Below are 15,910 nucleotides of genomic sequence, written 5' to 3' on the forward strand. Positions count from 1 at the left end.
AGATAGCCTCTTTTGAGGCTATCCCCGATCCAGTCGCTCCCTAAGCTAACCCCGCCAGTCCAGCGGTTTTTATATTCTTCGCTGCGTTAATATCACGATCATGGTGCGTATTGCATTCTGGACAAGTCCAGTTTCGGATATTAAGCGGCATTGATTCGTGTACGAACCCACAACAGCTACAACGCTTTGAACTAGGGAAGAAGCGTTCTATCTCAACGATAGTTCGTCCAGCCCATTCTGCTTTGTATTTGAGTTGGCGAACGAACTCGCCCCAACTCGCATCAGCGATGTGTTTTGCTAGTTTTGGATTGCGGAGCATGTTCTTCACTTGTAGCGATTCAACACAAACAACTTGGTTTTCGTTTATCAGTTTGCGAGACAACTTGTGTAAGTTATCTAATCGACTATCAGCAATTTTCGCGTGTAGACGGGCTACTTTCTGGCGCACCTTAGCGCGATTATTACTGCCTTTCTTTTTCTTGGCGAGTTGACGCTGTAGGTATGCCAGTTTGTTTTGGTAGTGTTTGAAGTGGCGAGGATTATCGACTTTCTCACCGCTATCTGTGATGAACAGGTTATTTAAACCCAAATCAATACCAACCGTTTTAGCGGTTACAGGCATTGGTTTAGGCTCAAAACGGCATAGCATAGACACAAAGTATCGGCCTGCGGTGTCTTTTGAGATTGTGACTGTGGTTGGTTCGCTAGGTAGTTCACGACTCCAATGGATATTAAGTGGCTGCTTGGACTTGGCAATAAATAGCTGTCCATCGCGGAACTTAAATGCAGATTTAGTGAACTCAGCAGACTGTTTGTGACGTTTCTTTTTTTCGACAGGGTATTTTGCTCGACCCTCAAAGAAGTTCTTAAAAGCAGCTTGCTGGTGACGTAGTGATTGTTGCAAAGGCACACAAGAAACATCATTAAGCCAGCTTAACTCCGGATCTTTCTTAAGCTCGGTTAATCGGCTTGATGCTGCGCTGTAGTTCACCTTAATTTTGTCATTACGATAAGCGTCAGTTCTCCAACGTAGGATTCTATTGTAAACAGTTCGCACACAACCGAACGTTCTTGCTAGAAGTTCAGCTTGCTCATCAGTTGGATAAAACCGTTGTTTGATTGCGATCTCTTTCATGTCTTACAAACGCTTTTGACTTAACTCATTGAGTTAGCCCCGCAATAAACGGGGCTTTCTCTCCCGATTTAATTTGTCTGGAAGTCCATTTTTTCTAGGGCAAGTTCAAACCCCGAGCAAAACAGATATTGAGCGTCCAGAATTGAATCAACGCGAAGATCACCACCACAAAGCAGCCAATCTTGAAAATGCTGTTCTGGTGAGTCGTTCCAATCGACAGGTTGTAAGGCGTTGTAGATCTGACAAAGAAGCTCTACAGGCGCGTTTAGATCTTGGGAGAGGTAATCTTGCGCAGCTTGAAGTGCGGCGCGCATGTTGATTGTAGAAGTACCAATCATGATTTTTGTCCTAGTAAGTTGATGTTTAACTCACCAAAACCGAGGCTAACCAGTGGTGGTGAGCTGATTCGGGATTAGCCTTACCGCCTACTAGGAAACGGCGCACCGAAGTGCTCCCAAACCAGCCCACCATAATTAGGATGTGCAGATTTTACGCAATAAAAAACCAGCAAGATGGGATGCTGGCGACTTGCGCCTAGTAAGTTTCGAGAGGCTAATCTCGAAACTGGATTTTGCCAGTGCCCAAATAGATTAACTCCGAAAAAATAGGTTTTGCAAGTCGTTTTTTAACTATAATTTTTTATATGTAATTTGGCAAGTATGAAAACGTTGATTTTAATGCTGTGTTCGGAATTTATAGTTAGCAAGCTTTGTCGTATAATCCCCTCGTAACCACAATAGAATTAACCACAAAGGGCAGCGTTCCTCCCCTCCCTCTTTCGGGAGGGGTATCCACGCTGAAACATTTAGATGACGTTAGGCCGCCTTGCCAAGCAGCGTGAGGCGGCAAAAAAGAGGTACAAAGTGGCTAACGTTAACGACTCCAATATCATTTCCCGCCTGTTATCTATTCCTGAGTGTTATCAGCTCGATTTCTTTGTTCGCAGTGCGCCAGCTATCCAAGACGACTCAACCTATTGGGACGTACTTGGAACGCTATGGAAAGCGCAAGGCTCGCACCAACATCAATGTGTGTGGTCGTCCCTGTTTACGTGCCCGAGACGCAACAAGCACAAGGTGATGAAATCGTCAGAGCGCAAGGCGTTCGCCAAGCTACCCAAGGTGATCACGGCCTACCGAGCTATCAATGACGAATCCGAAATCGAAACCGCACTTTGTTGGACGCTATCTGAGGACATTGCTAAGCGTGTTTTCTCGCAAGGTGACCGCCGCAAAGTGGTAGCTAAGCAATTCACCAAGGACGAGGTATTTGCCTACTTTAACCGCCGTAAGGAACAAGAGATTTTAGTAACACAAGGGCTTATCTAGTTATGGCCAAGGCACCACGATTCGATCACTCTTTCCTCGCAAACCAAGTCGCTAAGCGCAAGAAGTGGAAAAGCAAAGGCGTGAAAGCTGGCCACGGCGGCGACTTCAATATCGATGCAGCACTTAACGAGATTAACCGTTCTGTTAATCACATCATCAATCCGGTATCGATAAACGTCCCAAATACTGCGCTGGTGGACAAGTCAGAGCTACCAGCCTGGCTCATTCGTATTCTTGAGAAAGACATTGACGTTGCGCGCGCTGCAACACAGAAGAAAGTGGAACTGGATTCACCACACAAAACGCGCCTTGCACAAGGGATTAAGCGCCCGAAAGAGTTTAACGACACGAAACTGGCCGAACACTGGTTACAGGTGCGTTTGTTCTACACGTTAGAGACGCAGTACAAGGACATTTACCCGCTGGTTTTCTCAATCCCTAATGGTGGCTACCGAACACCTAAAGCGGCTTCGATGATGAGCTATGAGGGACAAAAGAAAGGTGTGCCAGATATATTTTTTCCTATCCCGAGAGGGGTGTATCACGGGTTCTTTTTGGAGGTAAAAACGGAAAAAGGTCGCCCAAGTAAGGAACAACAGGAAAAGATAAAAATGTTCCAAAATCTAGGGTATTACGTGGTTGTGGCTAAGGGGTTTGGTGAGTGCATTTGTCAAATTAATAGCTATCTCCAATTGCCAACATTTGATAACAAAACTAGACTAGCCGCATAAGTATATAAAAAGGGCTTAGTTATCTCATGTTAGCGAGTGAATATCACAGCATTGGCCAAAAGCCAGTTGATTTAGACGTGTTAGAAGCAACAAAGGTAGTCCGTAACTTCCTATGCGATTACCTTTACTATGACAAGTTGTTGCTAAGCTATGCTCCCGCAGGGGAATTTGGTAGCGCTCAAGCGTATCGCTGGCTTACTGGTGGTCATATTTGTGACTACGATGCTACTGGCGACACAATTGCACCAAGAGAGAAGATCAACTATCGAGTCATTAGAATGCTATTCGATGCTGGTCTAATCAAAGTAAAAACCAACATCCGAACGCCACATACTCGCTGCGTTATCTTTGAATGGGTTCGAGACATTAAGAAATATCGTCGTGAAATCCTCCGTACTAAAATCTTTGGCGAGAATGTTTACCTCACTAGCGCAATGATTGATGCTACAGCGGCACAATATGGTCTGACCGTGACGTTTGTCGGTGCGAGAGGGGTCTTTGAGATATTGGATGGTAATGGCAACTCAATCCCGAACGGCCAAGCCAAGAACACCTACATATTCATGAACAGTGTTGGTGAGCCAGTAGGCCGACTACGTGATATGTCCTATTGGGAATGGGAACAATACTTATACGACACAGCGACACGCGCCAAGCTGCGCAAAACGCCTCTCAAAGTTCGTGATGGCATGCGCAGCCACTTTTCGGAGTTCAAACGAGCTTAATCAAATCCTTGATCATCTTTCCACAAATGCCGCCTATATGGGCGGTATTTTTTTGTATTAAAAACAGAAATCGTGTTCGGAATATTTACGGCGTGTTCGGAATGGTTATAATCGTCTCATGGCAGGACGTAAAACCAAGAAGAACGCCTTAACCCCTCAGCAGCGCTGGAATCGTCATCTTGCCAAGATGGCTAGGTTTGACATTAAACGTCAATACTATCGCGCCAGCGCGACACAACGAGAGCAAATTAGGCGACTCCAAATAGAACTTGGCTGTAGCAGTCGAGAAGAACTGGTTCTTTATGCCATCAATCTTCTAGGCCAACAGCACGGAATTTATCTGAAAGATATTCAAGAGGACTTAGCGTGTCTAAACAAAAAGCCGTAGGTAAGCACGAACTGATCTCAGCAATGAAAAAAGAAACGGGCGCATTACGTGAAGAATGCGAGCTGGTTTTTGATGCCTTTATCGAAGAAATCTCAACTCAAACCATGATTGAGGGCAATGCTGTATTGCTTAGTGGTTTCGGCACGTTCGCACCTCGCCTTAAGAAAGCGCGAGCTGGCCGTAATCCAAAAACGGGAGCACCAGCGATTGTAGCTGCGCGAGACAAGCTGACTTTTAGTGCATCGGATGTATTCCGCGATGAGCTGGCAAACAAGGTAAACGAGATCAAGGGGGCACATTAATGAGCACACGCTTAAACCGAACTGACATTGAAAGAAACATTTCTAAACGCCTTGGCTTAAAGCTTACTGGTGATGATGCAGAGCTGGTGGGCGACTGTCTGGACGCAATGATCAATCACATTCTGGTTGAGATTGCGAAAGGCCGTGAGGTGCAAATTCGAGGCTTTGGCCGTTTCCGTCACATAGAGCGTGAACGCACAACCATTAATCCGGCGACGAAAGAGCGCTTAGGTGTCAAAACCGAGCACAGCGTATTGTTCTCTGCTTACAAGGGCATGGTACGCGTCCATGAATGATAGCAAGGCAATTGGGCTACGTGTCTTTATCGGCTCTGTTCGACTACTGGCCATAACCATTGTGTTAGCGCTGGTGGCTGTTGTCGGTATTGGCACATACAGCTTTTATGGATTGGTGGTCTATCCAAAGATAGAGCGAGTGAAGATTGATTTGGACGCAGAACGCATCGAGCGCATTACGGTAGCGGCCAAGAGTGGGGAGAAGTCAGAGAATGGCGCACCTAGTCAAAAGTAAGACCGTCGAGGGCGCAAAGAACAAATGGGCGACTCGTTGGGATTGTTTCTTTGATGCTCAATTCCTCTTTCGACGTGATACCGGAAAAGAGTTTGTTTTAGATGTGGCCGCCGAGCCACAAACCGCCAAGGTGAACCGCTTCTACGTGGCTCCTGACTGGATTAACGAACAGCCGAGTGGATTCCCAAGCCTTAAGCCAAAACACAAGGCAGCTCAACTCCTAAACCCTGTTTGTGTGGGGTTCGATGGCCTACAAGGCGAATGGGAAGATGGCTGGTGGTGCAATCCTCCGTTCGACCTTAAGTTTGAGTTTCTGGAAAAGGCGCTAGAACAAGCCAGAAAAGGCCGTGACGGCATGATGCTGTTACCACATGAAGAACTCACAACGTGGTGGCTGGACTTGGTAGAGGGCTACGCCACGATGATTTACAAGCCGGATGGTCGTTACCCGTTCTATGAGACAGATGGACACACCAAAAAGCAAGGTGTGAACTTCGGCAGTGCATTAGTGCTCTTTACCGAGAAAGGTCTACAAACACCATCCATGCGCTTTAACCGTAAGGTAGGCAGAACGCACCTTACTGGTATCTATGAGCAAATCGCTAAAGTGGCTTAAGGGAGTGAGCTACTATGAGTGTTCAATATCAGGGTCAATCGATGAGCGTGTACCGTCTCGCTCAGTTAACTGGCTATCCAATGACTTCCCTTTATCGCGCGTATCACAAAGGACTACGAACCGGAGAGGAACTACTGGCCGAGGCTACCAAGCACCTTGTGACCTACCAAGGCAAGGTAATGACCGCAAGACAGCTATGCGCCGCTACCGACACCAGTTACCGCAGAGTGCTAAGACGCCTTAAGGCTGGTGTACCCGCTGAAAAGGCCGTAAAGGACAACGTAGACCGCCGAGGAAAGAACTGCGCATCCAAGTTATCCCCTAGTGAAGTTCTACGCATCTACGAGCTGTTATTCACTAAACAGGTATACCAACACACGCTAGCCGAGGAATATGGCGTTCACCAGTCCACGATTAGCGACATATGGCGACATAAACGTTGGGGATGGCTTACTGCTCCGCTTAGATACCAGTTAGAGGGGAAAGCAAGCAATGAGTAAGACAGGAAAGACAAGAGCCTATGTATTCACGCTTAAGGTGAAGAAAGCGCGCCTAGTGACGGTACTTAGATTCAAACACCAATGGTTAGCCTACATGGCCATTAAGCATCTGAAAAAGCGATTCTGGTTTGCTGACCTACAGTTTAGGCAAATCACGCCTCTTAATGCGCTCTGGTACTTATTTTTGATAAAGATTGGCTACTATGAAACACTCAAGAAAGCCACCAGCAAAAAGCGACAAAATAAATCAAAAGCTTGAGCAATATCAAAAGTCAATTTATAAACTAATATTGTACTGTGTTCGGAATGGGTTTAGTATACTTCCCCATAGGACAGTGACGGATACGACTTCCTATACGGTGCGCTTGTTTAATAAGGTTGTGCAAGCGTTGTAGGGTAAAACCTACAGGCTCCCAAAGAGGGCAAAGGGTTGATCTTCGAAAGAGGGTCAGCCCTTTGTTCTATCTATCCCCTACCAAAGAACGCCTATGAGAGTAGGTATCATGAGAAAAGTCCACGAACTATTCTGGTATCGCAAACACGATCGCATCCTTAAGCGAGAACTGGCCAAGGATAAGCTGTACACCAAAGAGCTGGATAACGCCCTACGCAAGATGATTCACGAGACAAACAATCATCTAAAGCAAACTGAAAGCGAAAAAATACTTGAACTGATAATTCCGAACAGATAAATTTATTCATACGCGAGTTACATGGTTGCCATTGTGACGACCGTGTTTTCCTTTAAAAATCTTAGACAACTGTGCTCAAGCGCCTTTGGTTATTCCATTGGCGCTTTTTTCTTGATTTTTCGAGGTAAGTATCAATATAATTGCCTTGTTTTCGTGTGAAGCGTACAGCTTCGGCGAGTGATTCAAAGAAGGTTTGCAAAAGAGAGTTAAAGAGCTGGTAGAAATACTGGCTCTTTTTTATGTGTCGCGTTTCAACCTATTGAAAAGGCGTTTTGAGTGTCCTATATTTACCTCGCTCGCAAGAAAATGGACGTGGATACTCCAAAATATAGATGGCCAATTGATTGGTTATTGAATTACCTGTTATTGACAACTCCTCAAAATCAAAAGGCCACGGTAAAACGTGGCCTTTTTTTATGTAAAAAACGCCATTTTTAACAAGTCTATTCGGAATGACAAAGGCCGTAAAAAGCCAACTAAAATACATGCTACCGAGAAAATGAATACGCATGTGATTCGCTGGTGGCTCCCCGAAGCGAATAGATTCAAACAGTACCTATCAAATGGGGTAAAAATCGGCACTGGCTGGCGGTTTAACACATCCCCAAGCCAATGCGACACACAACCGCATCCAAATCCACACAGAATCGCACCTAGAATCGTGCTGGTGGCTTTTAGCGCCTCAATGGGTATGAATGTATCCCCTATTGCCAAATGATAGCCATAAGCCGTTACAGCGAGCCATATCGAAAGGATGTGGGTGTAAGTTCGGTGCGGGATTCTGTCAAATTCAAGCCAGTCCGGTGCGCTCGAACCGCTTAAGCAACCAAGAAATGCCAGGATTGAATGCAGTGGTGTTGTGTCTGCCATTAAGGCGAGAGGAACGGGCGCAAAGCACAGTGCGCCCCAAGCGTGTCCAGTTCGGTTCATTCAGCTTCGCATCGAGCGCAATACGCATAGACGATAGCACTCATCGCTATGGTTCGATTGCGGTAGTTGGTGGCCAATTTCTCAAACGTCTTTGCAATTTCGGGATCAATCCAAGGACTGATTTGGCGTGTCCCTACTAGGTCGCCCTCGATTACTTCTGGGTGCTTTTCTGGTAGTTGGTTTGGATCGGTGTTGTTGATGGCCAACTGATACAGCTCGGTCAGGGTAGTCCCGTTCTGTTCGCATTGTTCGCATGCTTTTGCGTGAGCAAGGCGTGAAATTCGCACTTGAAGTAGCGCTAATCTCTTTTCCCGTTGGCGGGTTCTAAACATGGCTTGTCGTGCTTTGGTTTTGGCTTTGTGTCTGAATTTGATGCGCTCGGATGCTTTCAAGGGGGTATTCCTTTTGTCACGTAGCGCGTTGTCTTGGGTATGGGGGAAAGGTGGCTAGTGAGATAACGCAGCCAATTACTATATCGTGCCGCAGAATCAATTGTACATGAGTAGCGTTACTCACTAGCTGGCCATGATTATATGCAGAAAATCGTTACTGTAAATACTATTTAATGTCGCGTTATTAGATTTTGTCTTTAAAGCCATATTGATGATAAAATGATTGTTTTAAATGGCCTCGTTCGTGTTGTTGTTACCTGTTTAAACTCTGTATTATTCCGAATGTAACAAAATGAATGGGGTTTAACCGTGTCCGGCAAGATTGACTATCAGGCTCACCAACAGCAGTTTTGGGAGCAGTTAGAGAAGCAGCCGACTTTGACGCTGGCCGAGTATTGCGAAGCCAACGGATTGAAGTACGGCACCGCTAAGCGATATATAAAACGGCCAGCCAAAACGGGCGGCAAGTTCCAACCGTCCGTTATGCCAAAAATCAAAGCGAAAAAGACCAGTCAGGGCAATGACTGGCATTCCCTTTTGAAAGAATTTCTCGTGCGTGGCGCTCAAAACCCAACGCTCACGATGGCCGCTTTTGCGAAAGATAAAGGGGTGAACGGTGCGACATTGCGCCGCCAGTTTAATTCCATGCGATCGCTGCCCGAGTTTGATCGATTATTTGATCTTTACGATGAGCAATTAGCGAAATTTCAAGAAGCGAAAAACGACAAGAAGAAAAAAAGGGGCGATAAATCAAAGTCCAAAGAAGCGGGGGCAACTGCGCAAGCGCAAAGTGCGCAAGGCGATCGCGCGAAAACAGGGGGTATTGGATCACTGCGCAAGCCGCGATCAGTTGAGGGACTTTCGCAGTATTCCAGTGCTCAAGTGGGTCGCCCTGTTGTGCATGGTGGTTATGCCCGTAGTGCGGGTATTACTGGCGAAATCATGGATATTCTCATGGATACCGATCCGCTTTCGGTTTGCAACGAACTGATTATTGCCCGTTCGCAGTATTACCGAATGAATGAGACGTTAGCTAAACGCCTTAAAGAGATCGATGAAATGGAAGAAAGCGGAGACATTCCGCTCGATGACGAAAACCAGCCAGTAGACATAAACGCCATGCGTGACCGTCTCATCTTTGGCTATGGCACCAGATTGCGTGAACTGGAATTAAGTATTTCCACGATGGCCAAACAAGAGGCCAAGCGCTATATCGATTTGCGTAAACAGGAATACGCTGAATTGATGATGCCACACTTACTGCCAGCGGAAGAAACCAGCCTAGTAATAGAAATGCTTTCTCTGCGCACTAAGAACAACTGGACAGCCTTAGAGACGTGTCAGCAAATCGAGAAGTTAGGCGCACGTCCACCAGCAACGCTATTGCATGAAGCTAAGGTAGAACTAGCGAACCTAGAGCCAGAAGTAGACGACACTGGTATCAGTGAGCAAGAGCTGGATGAACTGTTTGATGACTACACGTTAGAGCAGATTGAGCAGCAAGATAACTGGCTACCTGCGCGCAAAGAAGAAGTAAACCGACGAATCAAAGAAGCCGAAGACCTAGAGAACGGCGTAGAACCTACCCTATCCCCATCCCAAATACAAAACGAAGCCGCTAAAGAGCAAGCCTATGATGACCTCGATAACGAGGGAGTGTCGGGGTTTGACGATGTAGACAGCTTCGAGGTACTTGGTGGCTAGACGAATAAAGAGCGTAACACAAGATCCCCGTTACCCTGCCCTAGTTAAGCGGTATCGCTATGACTGGAAACGCCTCGCTGTTGAGCTAGTCGGTAAGAAGCCGAGCTGGCAGCAGCGCAAAATCATTGATAGTGCTCAGCGTATTGGTGCGCGAACGACTGTCAGCTCTGGCCACGGTACAGGCAAGTCAGACATGACCAGTATCATGATCATTGCTTTCATGCTCTGCTTCCCCAATGCGCGTGTTGTGCTGGTGGCGAACAACGCGAGACAGGTACAAATCGGTGTATGGAAGTACCTAAAATCCAACTGGAACACGCTCTTACAAAAGCATGGTTGGTTGCAGCAATACTTCACCATTACCGAGACAGCCTTTTTTGAAAACTCAGCAAAAGGTATCTGGCAAACCAGTGCTAAATCGTGCCGTATTGGTAACGAGGAAGCGCTAGCGGGTGAACACGCTAAACACTTGTTTGTTATTGTCGATGAGGCGTCAGGCGTCTCTGACAAGGCTTTTGGTGTGTTAGCGGGTGCATTGACCGAGAAAGATAACCGAATGCTGTTATTGAGCCAGCCAACGCGCCCTAGCGGTTATTTCTACGATACGCATCACCGATTAGCCGAGCCTAGTGGTCGATGGCGAGCCATCCGGCTTAACTCCGAGGAATCTCCGTTCGTAACCGTGGAATTTATCCTCGATAAGCGATTGGAGTATGGCGGTCGAGAGGCACCGGAATACCTGATTAAAGTACGTGGGGAGTTCCCAAGTTCCATTGCTGGCATGCTGCTTAGTCGGGATGCACTGGACAAAAGCGCAAGGCTCAACCTCGATATGCCCGATGGTTGGGGTTGGGCTGCGCTGGTGGACGTGGGTAATGGTCGTGACCGCTCGATACTCAATATCTGCAAGGTTTGGGGTCAACGCATGGAGCGCATCGTTAAGAGCGTGAAATTGCTTGAACAACCAAGCACGGTCGATCCGGTTCGGTTCGCTGACATTATCCATGCAGAGTGTAGTGAGGACTTGTACCCAAACATCACGATAGCAGTGGATAGTGACGGTGTAGGTTATGACACGGCGACTTGCTTAGAACGCTACGGACGGCGCGTACAGCGCATTCGTTGGGGTAAGAAGATGCACTCCACCAGCGATAAGCAGCGTTTCTTTAACCAGCGTGCGTATGCCAATGTTATGGCTCGGGATGCGATAAACCAAGGCCGCATGCAGATAGATAAGAACGTCAAGACGGCAGAACAAGGCAGTAAAATACCTTGTGCAATCAACGAGTCAGGCCAATGGGTAATGATGCCAAAACCGATGATGAAAGAGAAAATGAACATCCCATCACCTGACCGTTGGGATACATACTGCTTTTCTCAATTGGTAGATTATGTGCCGCACGAAATGGAAGTAACAGAGAGCATGCTAGAGTCTCGCAGTTCCGTAGAACAATGGGTACTGGAAGCGCTTGAATCGGACGATGCTTAATTCCGTTGGTGCCAACATATAAAAGTAATATGAAAAGGTGGCGATACCGCTAAATATCGCCACCAAATCACCAATCAAAGCGGAACAACAATAATTTAGCTTAAAACCTTAGTTCACTAATCCATCGAACTGCGAACGTGCTTTGCTTTCGTTCTTGCTTCTAAGCTCTTTTCTGGCTTCACGAATAGCGTCAACTTCGCTTTCTATATACATATTAGCGTTAGGGTACAGTACCGACTTAAAAGCATTCGCTTCATCGAATATCGAACGTCCCTCAGTGGTGTTGTTTGTGATTAGCACATCGTGATCTTTACAAGAGCGATGCCTAATTAGAACAAGGCCACCAGCGTTAACGTGAACCTTTTTAGCTACGCGAGAAATGCCGCCATTGTTGCCATCATAGGTATGGATAATAGCGACAATGTCATTGTGTTCTTGACCGCGCTTTCTAAACTCAACGTCTGCATTGTCTTTGAAGTATTTCAATTCATTCAATGCAGTGTTTTTATTGTTAGTGAGCTGTTCTTTCTCATCTTCTGGAAGATCGTAGGAGAGTTTACGGTCGAGGTCGCGTAGGTATGCTTCAAGTCTTTTGGCTAGACGTGCACCAGTGACTTTCTGGCTGCTAGCTGCTTTATTAATTGTGATGTTAACGCGACGGACGTTCTCAATTACGGTCGTCTCTTTAAATGAGTTAGATGAGCTGTTGAAGTATTGAGGTGCGCGCTCTAAAAGCTCTTTATTGGCTGATTTCGCGGCCTCAATATACTCAAGTAAACGAGTGGTCGGATTACCACGTTTTACTACAGCTACGATGCGATCATTGAATAGTCCACTATCTTCCTTGCCATCTATTTGTTCGGAAAAAGTCGCGCGGTGCTTCAAGGCACGTTTTAGGCGCGCATCTGCCGTTTGTTTGTTTGCAAGTAATTGATTAAGTGTTTCTATATCAATAGCTTTTAAATCTTTAATTTCAGTATTTTTTTTATTAATCATGGTGAACGGTTGCTCCAAATCACATTGGAGGATAAAGGTTACACTCCATCCCTGAGCGTATGCGAGTAACGAAAAACCCTACCTTTATCCTTGATGCGTAGCATACCGTTTTTGTGTTCGGAATTAAATAAAAAACGAACAGAAGAACGTTATAAGTGTTGCTTTTTAAGCGGAGAAGTGATCTCGAACGAAGTTTAATACGTCATCACGATTAATGGATGAATTGCATAGTGCGTTCGGATGCGATTGGATAAGATGCATCATGCAAATGTCGGTCGCGTCATCGAGGAACGAGCTGCTAAATACATCTAGGGATAGGTCACATTTATCTAGTATTTCGACTGGAATTAATTGATTCAACGTGCAATGCATATCTATATCTCTTAAGCCAATTGACTGGATAGCCAATACGTATATAGCTCTGATTTGGAAAGAGTTTAGGGGATTCTCGCCAACCGAGCTGATGTTCGCGGAGTATTATGAGACTGTGATCTTTGATTGTCTAGATATGCAAAATAATGCAAACATATCGTTACTAGCAGCTAGGTTTTGAGAACGTGACCTATACCGCATAATAATTGAGGATATGCATGTTTGTTCGTGTCGCGTGACGCCGTAACACCGTCATTACATTGCCACAGACGGGTAATTGTCGTGGCTAGTTTCAAAAAAACCTCTTTTAGTTTCAGTTCTACACAGAACTGAAACTAACTTATACAATGTTTTGTCGCTGCCCATCGACACAAAAAGACATGAAATCCAATAAAAACAATAACTTATCAAATGTCTAAGATTGCTTTCTAATCCTGGCATTTTGTATGAATGAACCTAAATATTCCATAGGAATATTGATAAAAAATGGCTTTTTGCTGGTGGTGTTTTGAGCACTGTTGCGTTATTTGTCAAAAGTTGATGAATCGCCCGCTTTTGGAACTCTTTGTACTTACAATAGAATTATTCCGAACATGGTTGCAAAATATATTCCGGTGGAATATATTATGTTCTGAGCAAACACTGGCATTTTGCCAAAAAAGATCAGCAAAAATGTTTAAAAAAAATGAATTGGTGTCGCTTTCGGATGAATGGGCGAGCAAACGCAGTGCCATCCAAGAGCGTCATCATGACCTTATTCTTATCTCTCTGGATGAGCTAATTAATGAGTGTGGAGGCCAAGAGCAAGCCGCCGCTGTCATTCGCAACTTCTACGGCTTGCCTTGTGTGCAAGGCACGATCAGCAAGGCGCGAAAAGGTGCCAATGCCCTAAAGATTCGCTCTCAGCTTCGCTTTGCTATCAATACCATTAAAGAGCCTCAAAGTGTTCAAGCACAAACCAAGATGATTAACCACTTTGGCCGCCTACCTGTTCACCACGATTTTGTGTGTGTCGATGGGGAGCTCGGCTTGTTCTTGGGCTTTGGCTTGCTATCTCGAACCCTGCAAATTCAGGTGTTCGTTGGTGGTGAGTTTAAGACGGTTAATGCTAATGAAGTGGAGTTGATCTAATGGCTGCTTTCCCTGCGCGTGACTTAGACGAATTGGAAAAAATCATCCGTTTAATGGATGACATAAACCCGCTTATCTCGATGATGATTGAAATGGAGGTGCGTACAGGTTTACGTTATTGCGACATTTCGAAGCTAAAATTCAGCGATGTGATGATAAATGGCGTGATTAGGTCGTCATTTACCATTGTGCAGTCAAAAGGCTTTAAAGGTCGTATGACCCGAGGTAAGAGTGAAAAGGCCGCTAAAGAAGCCGCCCGAATCACCATCCACGTTAACGCCGAACTGGAAGAACTTATTAAGCGTATCTACCTACACAATGGCCATAATGAGTTGATGTTTCAATCCAACCACCACTTGGCCAAAAAGGGCAATGCGATCAGCATCCAGTACATCAACCGAGCGTATAAGCGCATAGCAATGGAGTTGAGGTTGCCATACCAGCTATCAACACACTCGATGCGAAAAATGTACGCCATGCTACTGCTTGAAAAGAAAGCCTCTTTGAAAGTGATTAAGGACGCGCTTGGTCATTCTAGTGTTGCCGTGACTGACCACTACTTAAGAACGTTCCACGATGAAGCGAAAGAGTACACAACAGGCATTTCATTAAAACCAAAGGCAGAATAAAGGGAGGGGAAATTATGTGTAAAGCTCTGATGAACGCGAACTTGCGAGTGAACGAATTTAAGCTTCGACAACAGGAACTTTCCCGAACCCCGATTCCGAATGAACTCAAGCCAAGGTAAGAGAATTAATGAAGCAAGGATTCAGTAAAAAGGCAATCAAGCTAGTGCTTGGTTTCAGCTATGATGACCTAAAGACTATCAATCTGTCGCATTAATTAGGAATATAAAAAACATAGTTACGCTGTAACGTTATTCATTTGGCCAAGAAAGGGCAGCAATGGCCAGTTAAATCCAACCGAAAGGAATCGCATGTTTTGTTTTTTTGAGGGTTATAGAGTGTCAGAGTGTCGTAACGCTTATGCTTATTTCGTATCTAACACAGGCTATCGATTTATCACCAAGAAAAAGACTTGCTACGCCGTTAGTGTACCTAAGCCGGAGGGTGGTTATATTCGTCGTTCTGTCGGGTTTGTTCGCATTGGTGAAAAGAAAGGACTACGCAAGGCAACCAAAATACGCAACCAAATCGGCAAGGAACTATGGGGGCGTTGTTGGGATCGCGTTCGCAAGCAATTCAACTTACTGGCGCGATTGCCGAAAAGTCTCGATCCACGGTTAACTACCATTGATGGTAAGCAATACTATGTGGCGCGGTACACCAAGTACGATGAGAACGACCAGAAGCGCGAGCATTTCATTAAGGTAAGTGTGAGCGCTCATGGGAAATTGGCGGCATGGACTCTTGCTAAGAGAAAGTTACTCAAAGCTCACAGTGATGTGATGGACGTATTGTTACACATTGAAAAGGTCAGCAGCGTACAACTTAAATAGTTTTTCTTTCGCCCATATACATTCCGAACACGACTTGTAACTATTTAATCTATGGTTATAATCTACTCCTAATTTAAAACGTGACGTTTTAAACATACAAAAACGACGAGTTTGCATCATGGCACAGATTACACCGATTAAATTATGTGAGTTCAAACGGCTGGTGGAACATGGCCACCAGCTCAATATCGTTGCTCAACAGCAAGCGAGCGGCGGTTTTTTGGAGGGGGCGCCCGTTTCAGCGAAAAGCCCAACAACTAGATAGTGCTTTTGACTCAAGAAACTACCAATCCGCATCACTTAAAAGTTAATTCAAAAAGGGGAAGAGCTTTGCTTGTATTGACCATAATAGGGAAGAATTTTACTTTAGAGAGGGCGACTTGTTGAAAAGTAAGTAGTTGCTGAACATCAAAGAAGGAAAAGTCGTTCATTTTCAGGAAAAAGCTCTATTCTAATATGGTGCGTAGAGTTTATACGTTGAGGCTGATG

General features: G+C 45.4%; 21 protein-coding genes. 16 read left to right on the top strand and 5 right to left on the bottom strand.

The window, feature by feature from the left end; translation table 11 throughout:
• Nucleotides 1-40: 40 nt before the first annotated feature.
• Both L3V32_RS07040 and L3V32_RS07045 read right to left on the bottom strand, forming a co-directional pair.
• Entirely contained in the window at nucleotides 41-1,135 is a 1,095-nt protein-coding gene (locus L3V32_RS07040; protein WP_213868156.1) for an RNA-guided endonuclease TnpB family protein, read from the bottom strand.
• A gap of 68 nt (nucleotides 1,136-1,203) precedes the next feature.
• Entirely contained in the window at nucleotides 1,204-1,473 is a 270-nt protein-coding gene (locus tag L3V32_RS07045) for a hypothetical protein (protein ID WP_024703886.1), read from the bottom strand.
• 525 nt (nucleotides 1,474-1,998) lie between these two features.
• On the opposite strand from L3V32_RS07045, the gene L3V32_RS07050 reads away from it, so the two are divergent.
• The 11 genes from L3V32_RS07050 to L3V32_RS07100 all read left to right on the top strand — a co-directional run bounded on the left by L3V32_RS07050 (nucleotide 1,999) and on the right by L3V32_RS07100 (nucleotide 6,948).
• Nucleotides 1,999-2,463, top strand: coding sequence for a hypothetical protein (locus L3V32_RS07050; protein WP_237284026.1), 465 nt, complete (start codon nucleotides 1,999-2,001; stop codon nucleotides 2,461-2,463).
• Between the two features lie 2 nt (nucleotides 2,464-2,465).
• Entirely contained in the window at nucleotides 2,466-3,194 is a 729-nt protein-coding gene (locus L3V32_RS07055; protein ID WP_237284027.1) for a VRR-NUC domain-containing protein, read from the top strand.
• 26 nt (nucleotides 3,195-3,220) lie between these two features.
• On the top strand, nucleotides 3,221-3,919 hold the full coding sequence (locus L3V32_RS07060) for a hypothetical protein (RefSeq protein WP_017634077.1): 699 nt from the start codon (nucleotides 3,221-3,223) through the stop codon (nucleotides 3,917-3,919).
• 118 nt (nucleotides 3,920-4,037) lie between these two features.
• Nucleotides 4,038-4,307 (top strand): hypothetical protein, encoded by a 270-nt coding sequence (locus L3V32_RS07065; protein WP_213963489.1) that lies wholly within the window; start codon nucleotides 4,038-4,040, stop codon nucleotides 4,305-4,307.
• Nucleotides 4,286-4,609 carry an HU family DNA-binding protein gene (locus L3V32_RS07070; RefSeq protein WP_052484255.1) on the top strand — a complete coding sequence of 108 codons (324 nt, stop codon included), beginning with the start codon at nucleotides 4,286-4,288 and terminating at the stop codon, nucleotides 4,607-4,609. Before L3V32_RS07065 ends, L3V32_RS07070 begins: the two co-directional genes overlap by 22 nt.
• Complete coding sequence (locus L3V32_RS07075; protein ID WP_158159308.1) at nucleotides 4,609-4,905, top strand: HU family DNA-binding protein; 297 nt, start codon at nucleotides 4,609-4,611, stop codon at nucleotides 4,903-4,905. Before L3V32_RS07070 ends, L3V32_RS07075 begins: the two co-directional genes overlap by 1 nt.
• Nucleotides 4,898-5,140: a hypothetical protein gene (locus tag L3V32_RS07080; RefSeq protein ID WP_017634081.1), complete on the top strand. Its 243-nt coding sequence runs from the start codon at nucleotides 4,898-4,900 to the stop codon at nucleotides 5,138-5,140. The genes L3V32_RS07075 and L3V32_RS07080 overlap by 8 nt, the downstream gene beginning before the upstream one ends.
• Complete coding sequence (locus tag L3V32_RS07085) at nucleotides 5,118-5,756, top strand: DNA N-6-adenine-methyltransferase (protein ID WP_025558929.1); 639 nt, start codon at nucleotides 5,118-5,120, stop codon at nucleotides 5,754-5,756. Before L3V32_RS07080 ends, L3V32_RS07085 begins: the two co-directional genes overlap by 23 nt.
• Nucleotides 5,757-5,770: 14 nt before the next feature.
• Nucleotides 5,771-6,256, top strand: a complete 486-nt coding sequence (locus tag L3V32_RS07090) for a hypothetical protein (protein ID WP_237284028.1) — start codon at nucleotides 5,771-5,773, stop codon at nucleotides 6,254-6,256.
• Nucleotides 6,249-6,515, top strand: a complete 267-nt coding sequence (locus L3V32_RS07095) for a hypothetical protein (protein ID WP_237284029.1) — start codon at nucleotides 6,249-6,251, stop codon at nucleotides 6,513-6,515. Before L3V32_RS07090 ends, L3V32_RS07095 begins: the two co-directional genes overlap by 8 nt.
• Before the next feature lie 244 nt (nucleotides 6,516-6,759).
• The gene (locus L3V32_RS07100; RefSeq protein ID WP_213963491.1) at nucleotides 6,760-6,948 is read left to right on the top strand and encodes a hypothetical protein; all 189 of its coding nucleotides are present in this window, start codon (nucleotides 6,760-6,762) and stop codon (nucleotides 6,946-6,948) included.
• A 414-nt stretch (nucleotides 6,949-7,362) separates the two neighbouring features.
• Here L3V32_RS07100 and L3V32_RS07105 read toward each other — a convergent pair whose 3' ends face one another.
• Both L3V32_RS07105 and L3V32_RS07110 read right to left on the bottom strand, forming a co-directional pair.
• Nucleotides 7,363-7,878, bottom strand: a complete 516-nt coding sequence (locus L3V32_RS07105) for a metal-dependent hydrolase (protein ID WP_213963492.1) — start codon at nucleotides 7,876-7,878, stop codon at nucleotides 7,363-7,365.
• Nucleotides 7,875-8,270, bottom strand: a complete 396-nt coding sequence (locus L3V32_RS07110; RefSeq protein WP_213963493.1) for a hypothetical protein — start codon at nucleotides 8,268-8,270, stop codon at nucleotides 7,875-7,877. Before L3V32_RS07110 ends, L3V32_RS07105 begins: the two co-directional genes overlap by 4 nt.
• Nucleotides 8,271-8,579: 309 nt before the next feature.
• Here L3V32_RS07110 and L3V32_RS07115 point away from each other — a divergent pair, with 309 nt between their 5' ends.
• Together L3V32_RS07115 and L3V32_RS07120 are read left to right on the top strand one after the other, a co-directional pair.
• Nucleotides 8,580-9,974, top strand: a complete 1,395-nt coding sequence (locus tag L3V32_RS07115) for a hypothetical protein (protein ID WP_213967110.1) — start codon at nucleotides 8,580-8,582, stop codon at nucleotides 9,972-9,974.
• On the top strand, nucleotides 9,967-11,463 hold the full coding sequence (locus L3V32_RS07120) for a hypothetical protein (RefSeq protein ID WP_017634087.1): 1,497 nt from the start codon (nucleotides 9,967-9,969) through the stop codon (nucleotides 11,461-11,463). Before L3V32_RS07115 ends, L3V32_RS07120 begins: the two co-directional genes overlap by 8 nt.
• Nucleotides 11,464-11,571: 108 nt before the next feature.
• Here the strand turns inward: L3V32_RS07120 and L3V32_RS07125 are convergent, their stop codons facing one another.
• Complete coding sequence (locus tag L3V32_RS07125; protein WP_017634088.1) at nucleotides 11,572-12,459, bottom strand: hypothetical protein; 888 nt, start codon at nucleotides 12,457-12,459, stop codon at nucleotides 11,572-11,574.
• A 1,044-nt stretch (nucleotides 12,460-13,503) separates the two neighbouring features.
• Here L3V32_RS07125 and L3V32_RS07130 point away from each other — a divergent pair.
• The 3 genes from L3V32_RS07130 (at nucleotide 13,504) to L3V32_RS07140 (ending at nucleotide 15,421) form a co-directional block, all read left to right on the top strand.
• A complete protein-coding gene (locus L3V32_RS07130) occupies nucleotides 13,504-13,962 on the top strand; it encodes a hypothetical protein (protein ID WP_064369724.1) in 459 nt (152 codons plus the stop codon).
• A complete protein-coding gene (locus L3V32_RS07135; RefSeq protein WP_054866453.1) occupies nucleotides 13,962-14,591 on the top strand; it encodes a tyrosine-type recombinase/integrase in 630 nt (209 codons plus the stop codon). The genes L3V32_RS07130 and L3V32_RS07135 overlap by 1 nt, the downstream gene beginning before the upstream one ends.
• 308 nt (nucleotides 14,592-14,899) lie before the next feature.
• Nucleotides 14,900-15,421, top strand: coding sequence for a Fe3+-citrate ABC transporter substrate-binding protein (locus L3V32_RS07140; RefSeq protein WP_212668980.1), 522 nt, complete (start codon nucleotides 14,900-14,902; stop codon nucleotides 15,419-15,421).
• Nucleotides 15,422-15,910: the final 489 nt, after the last annotated feature.

It is taken from the genome of Vibrio sp. J2-4 (assembly GCF_021728155.1).
GTDB lineage: Bacteria > Pseudomonadota > Gammaproteobacteria > Enterobacterales > Vibrionaceae > Vibrio > Vibrio diabolicus.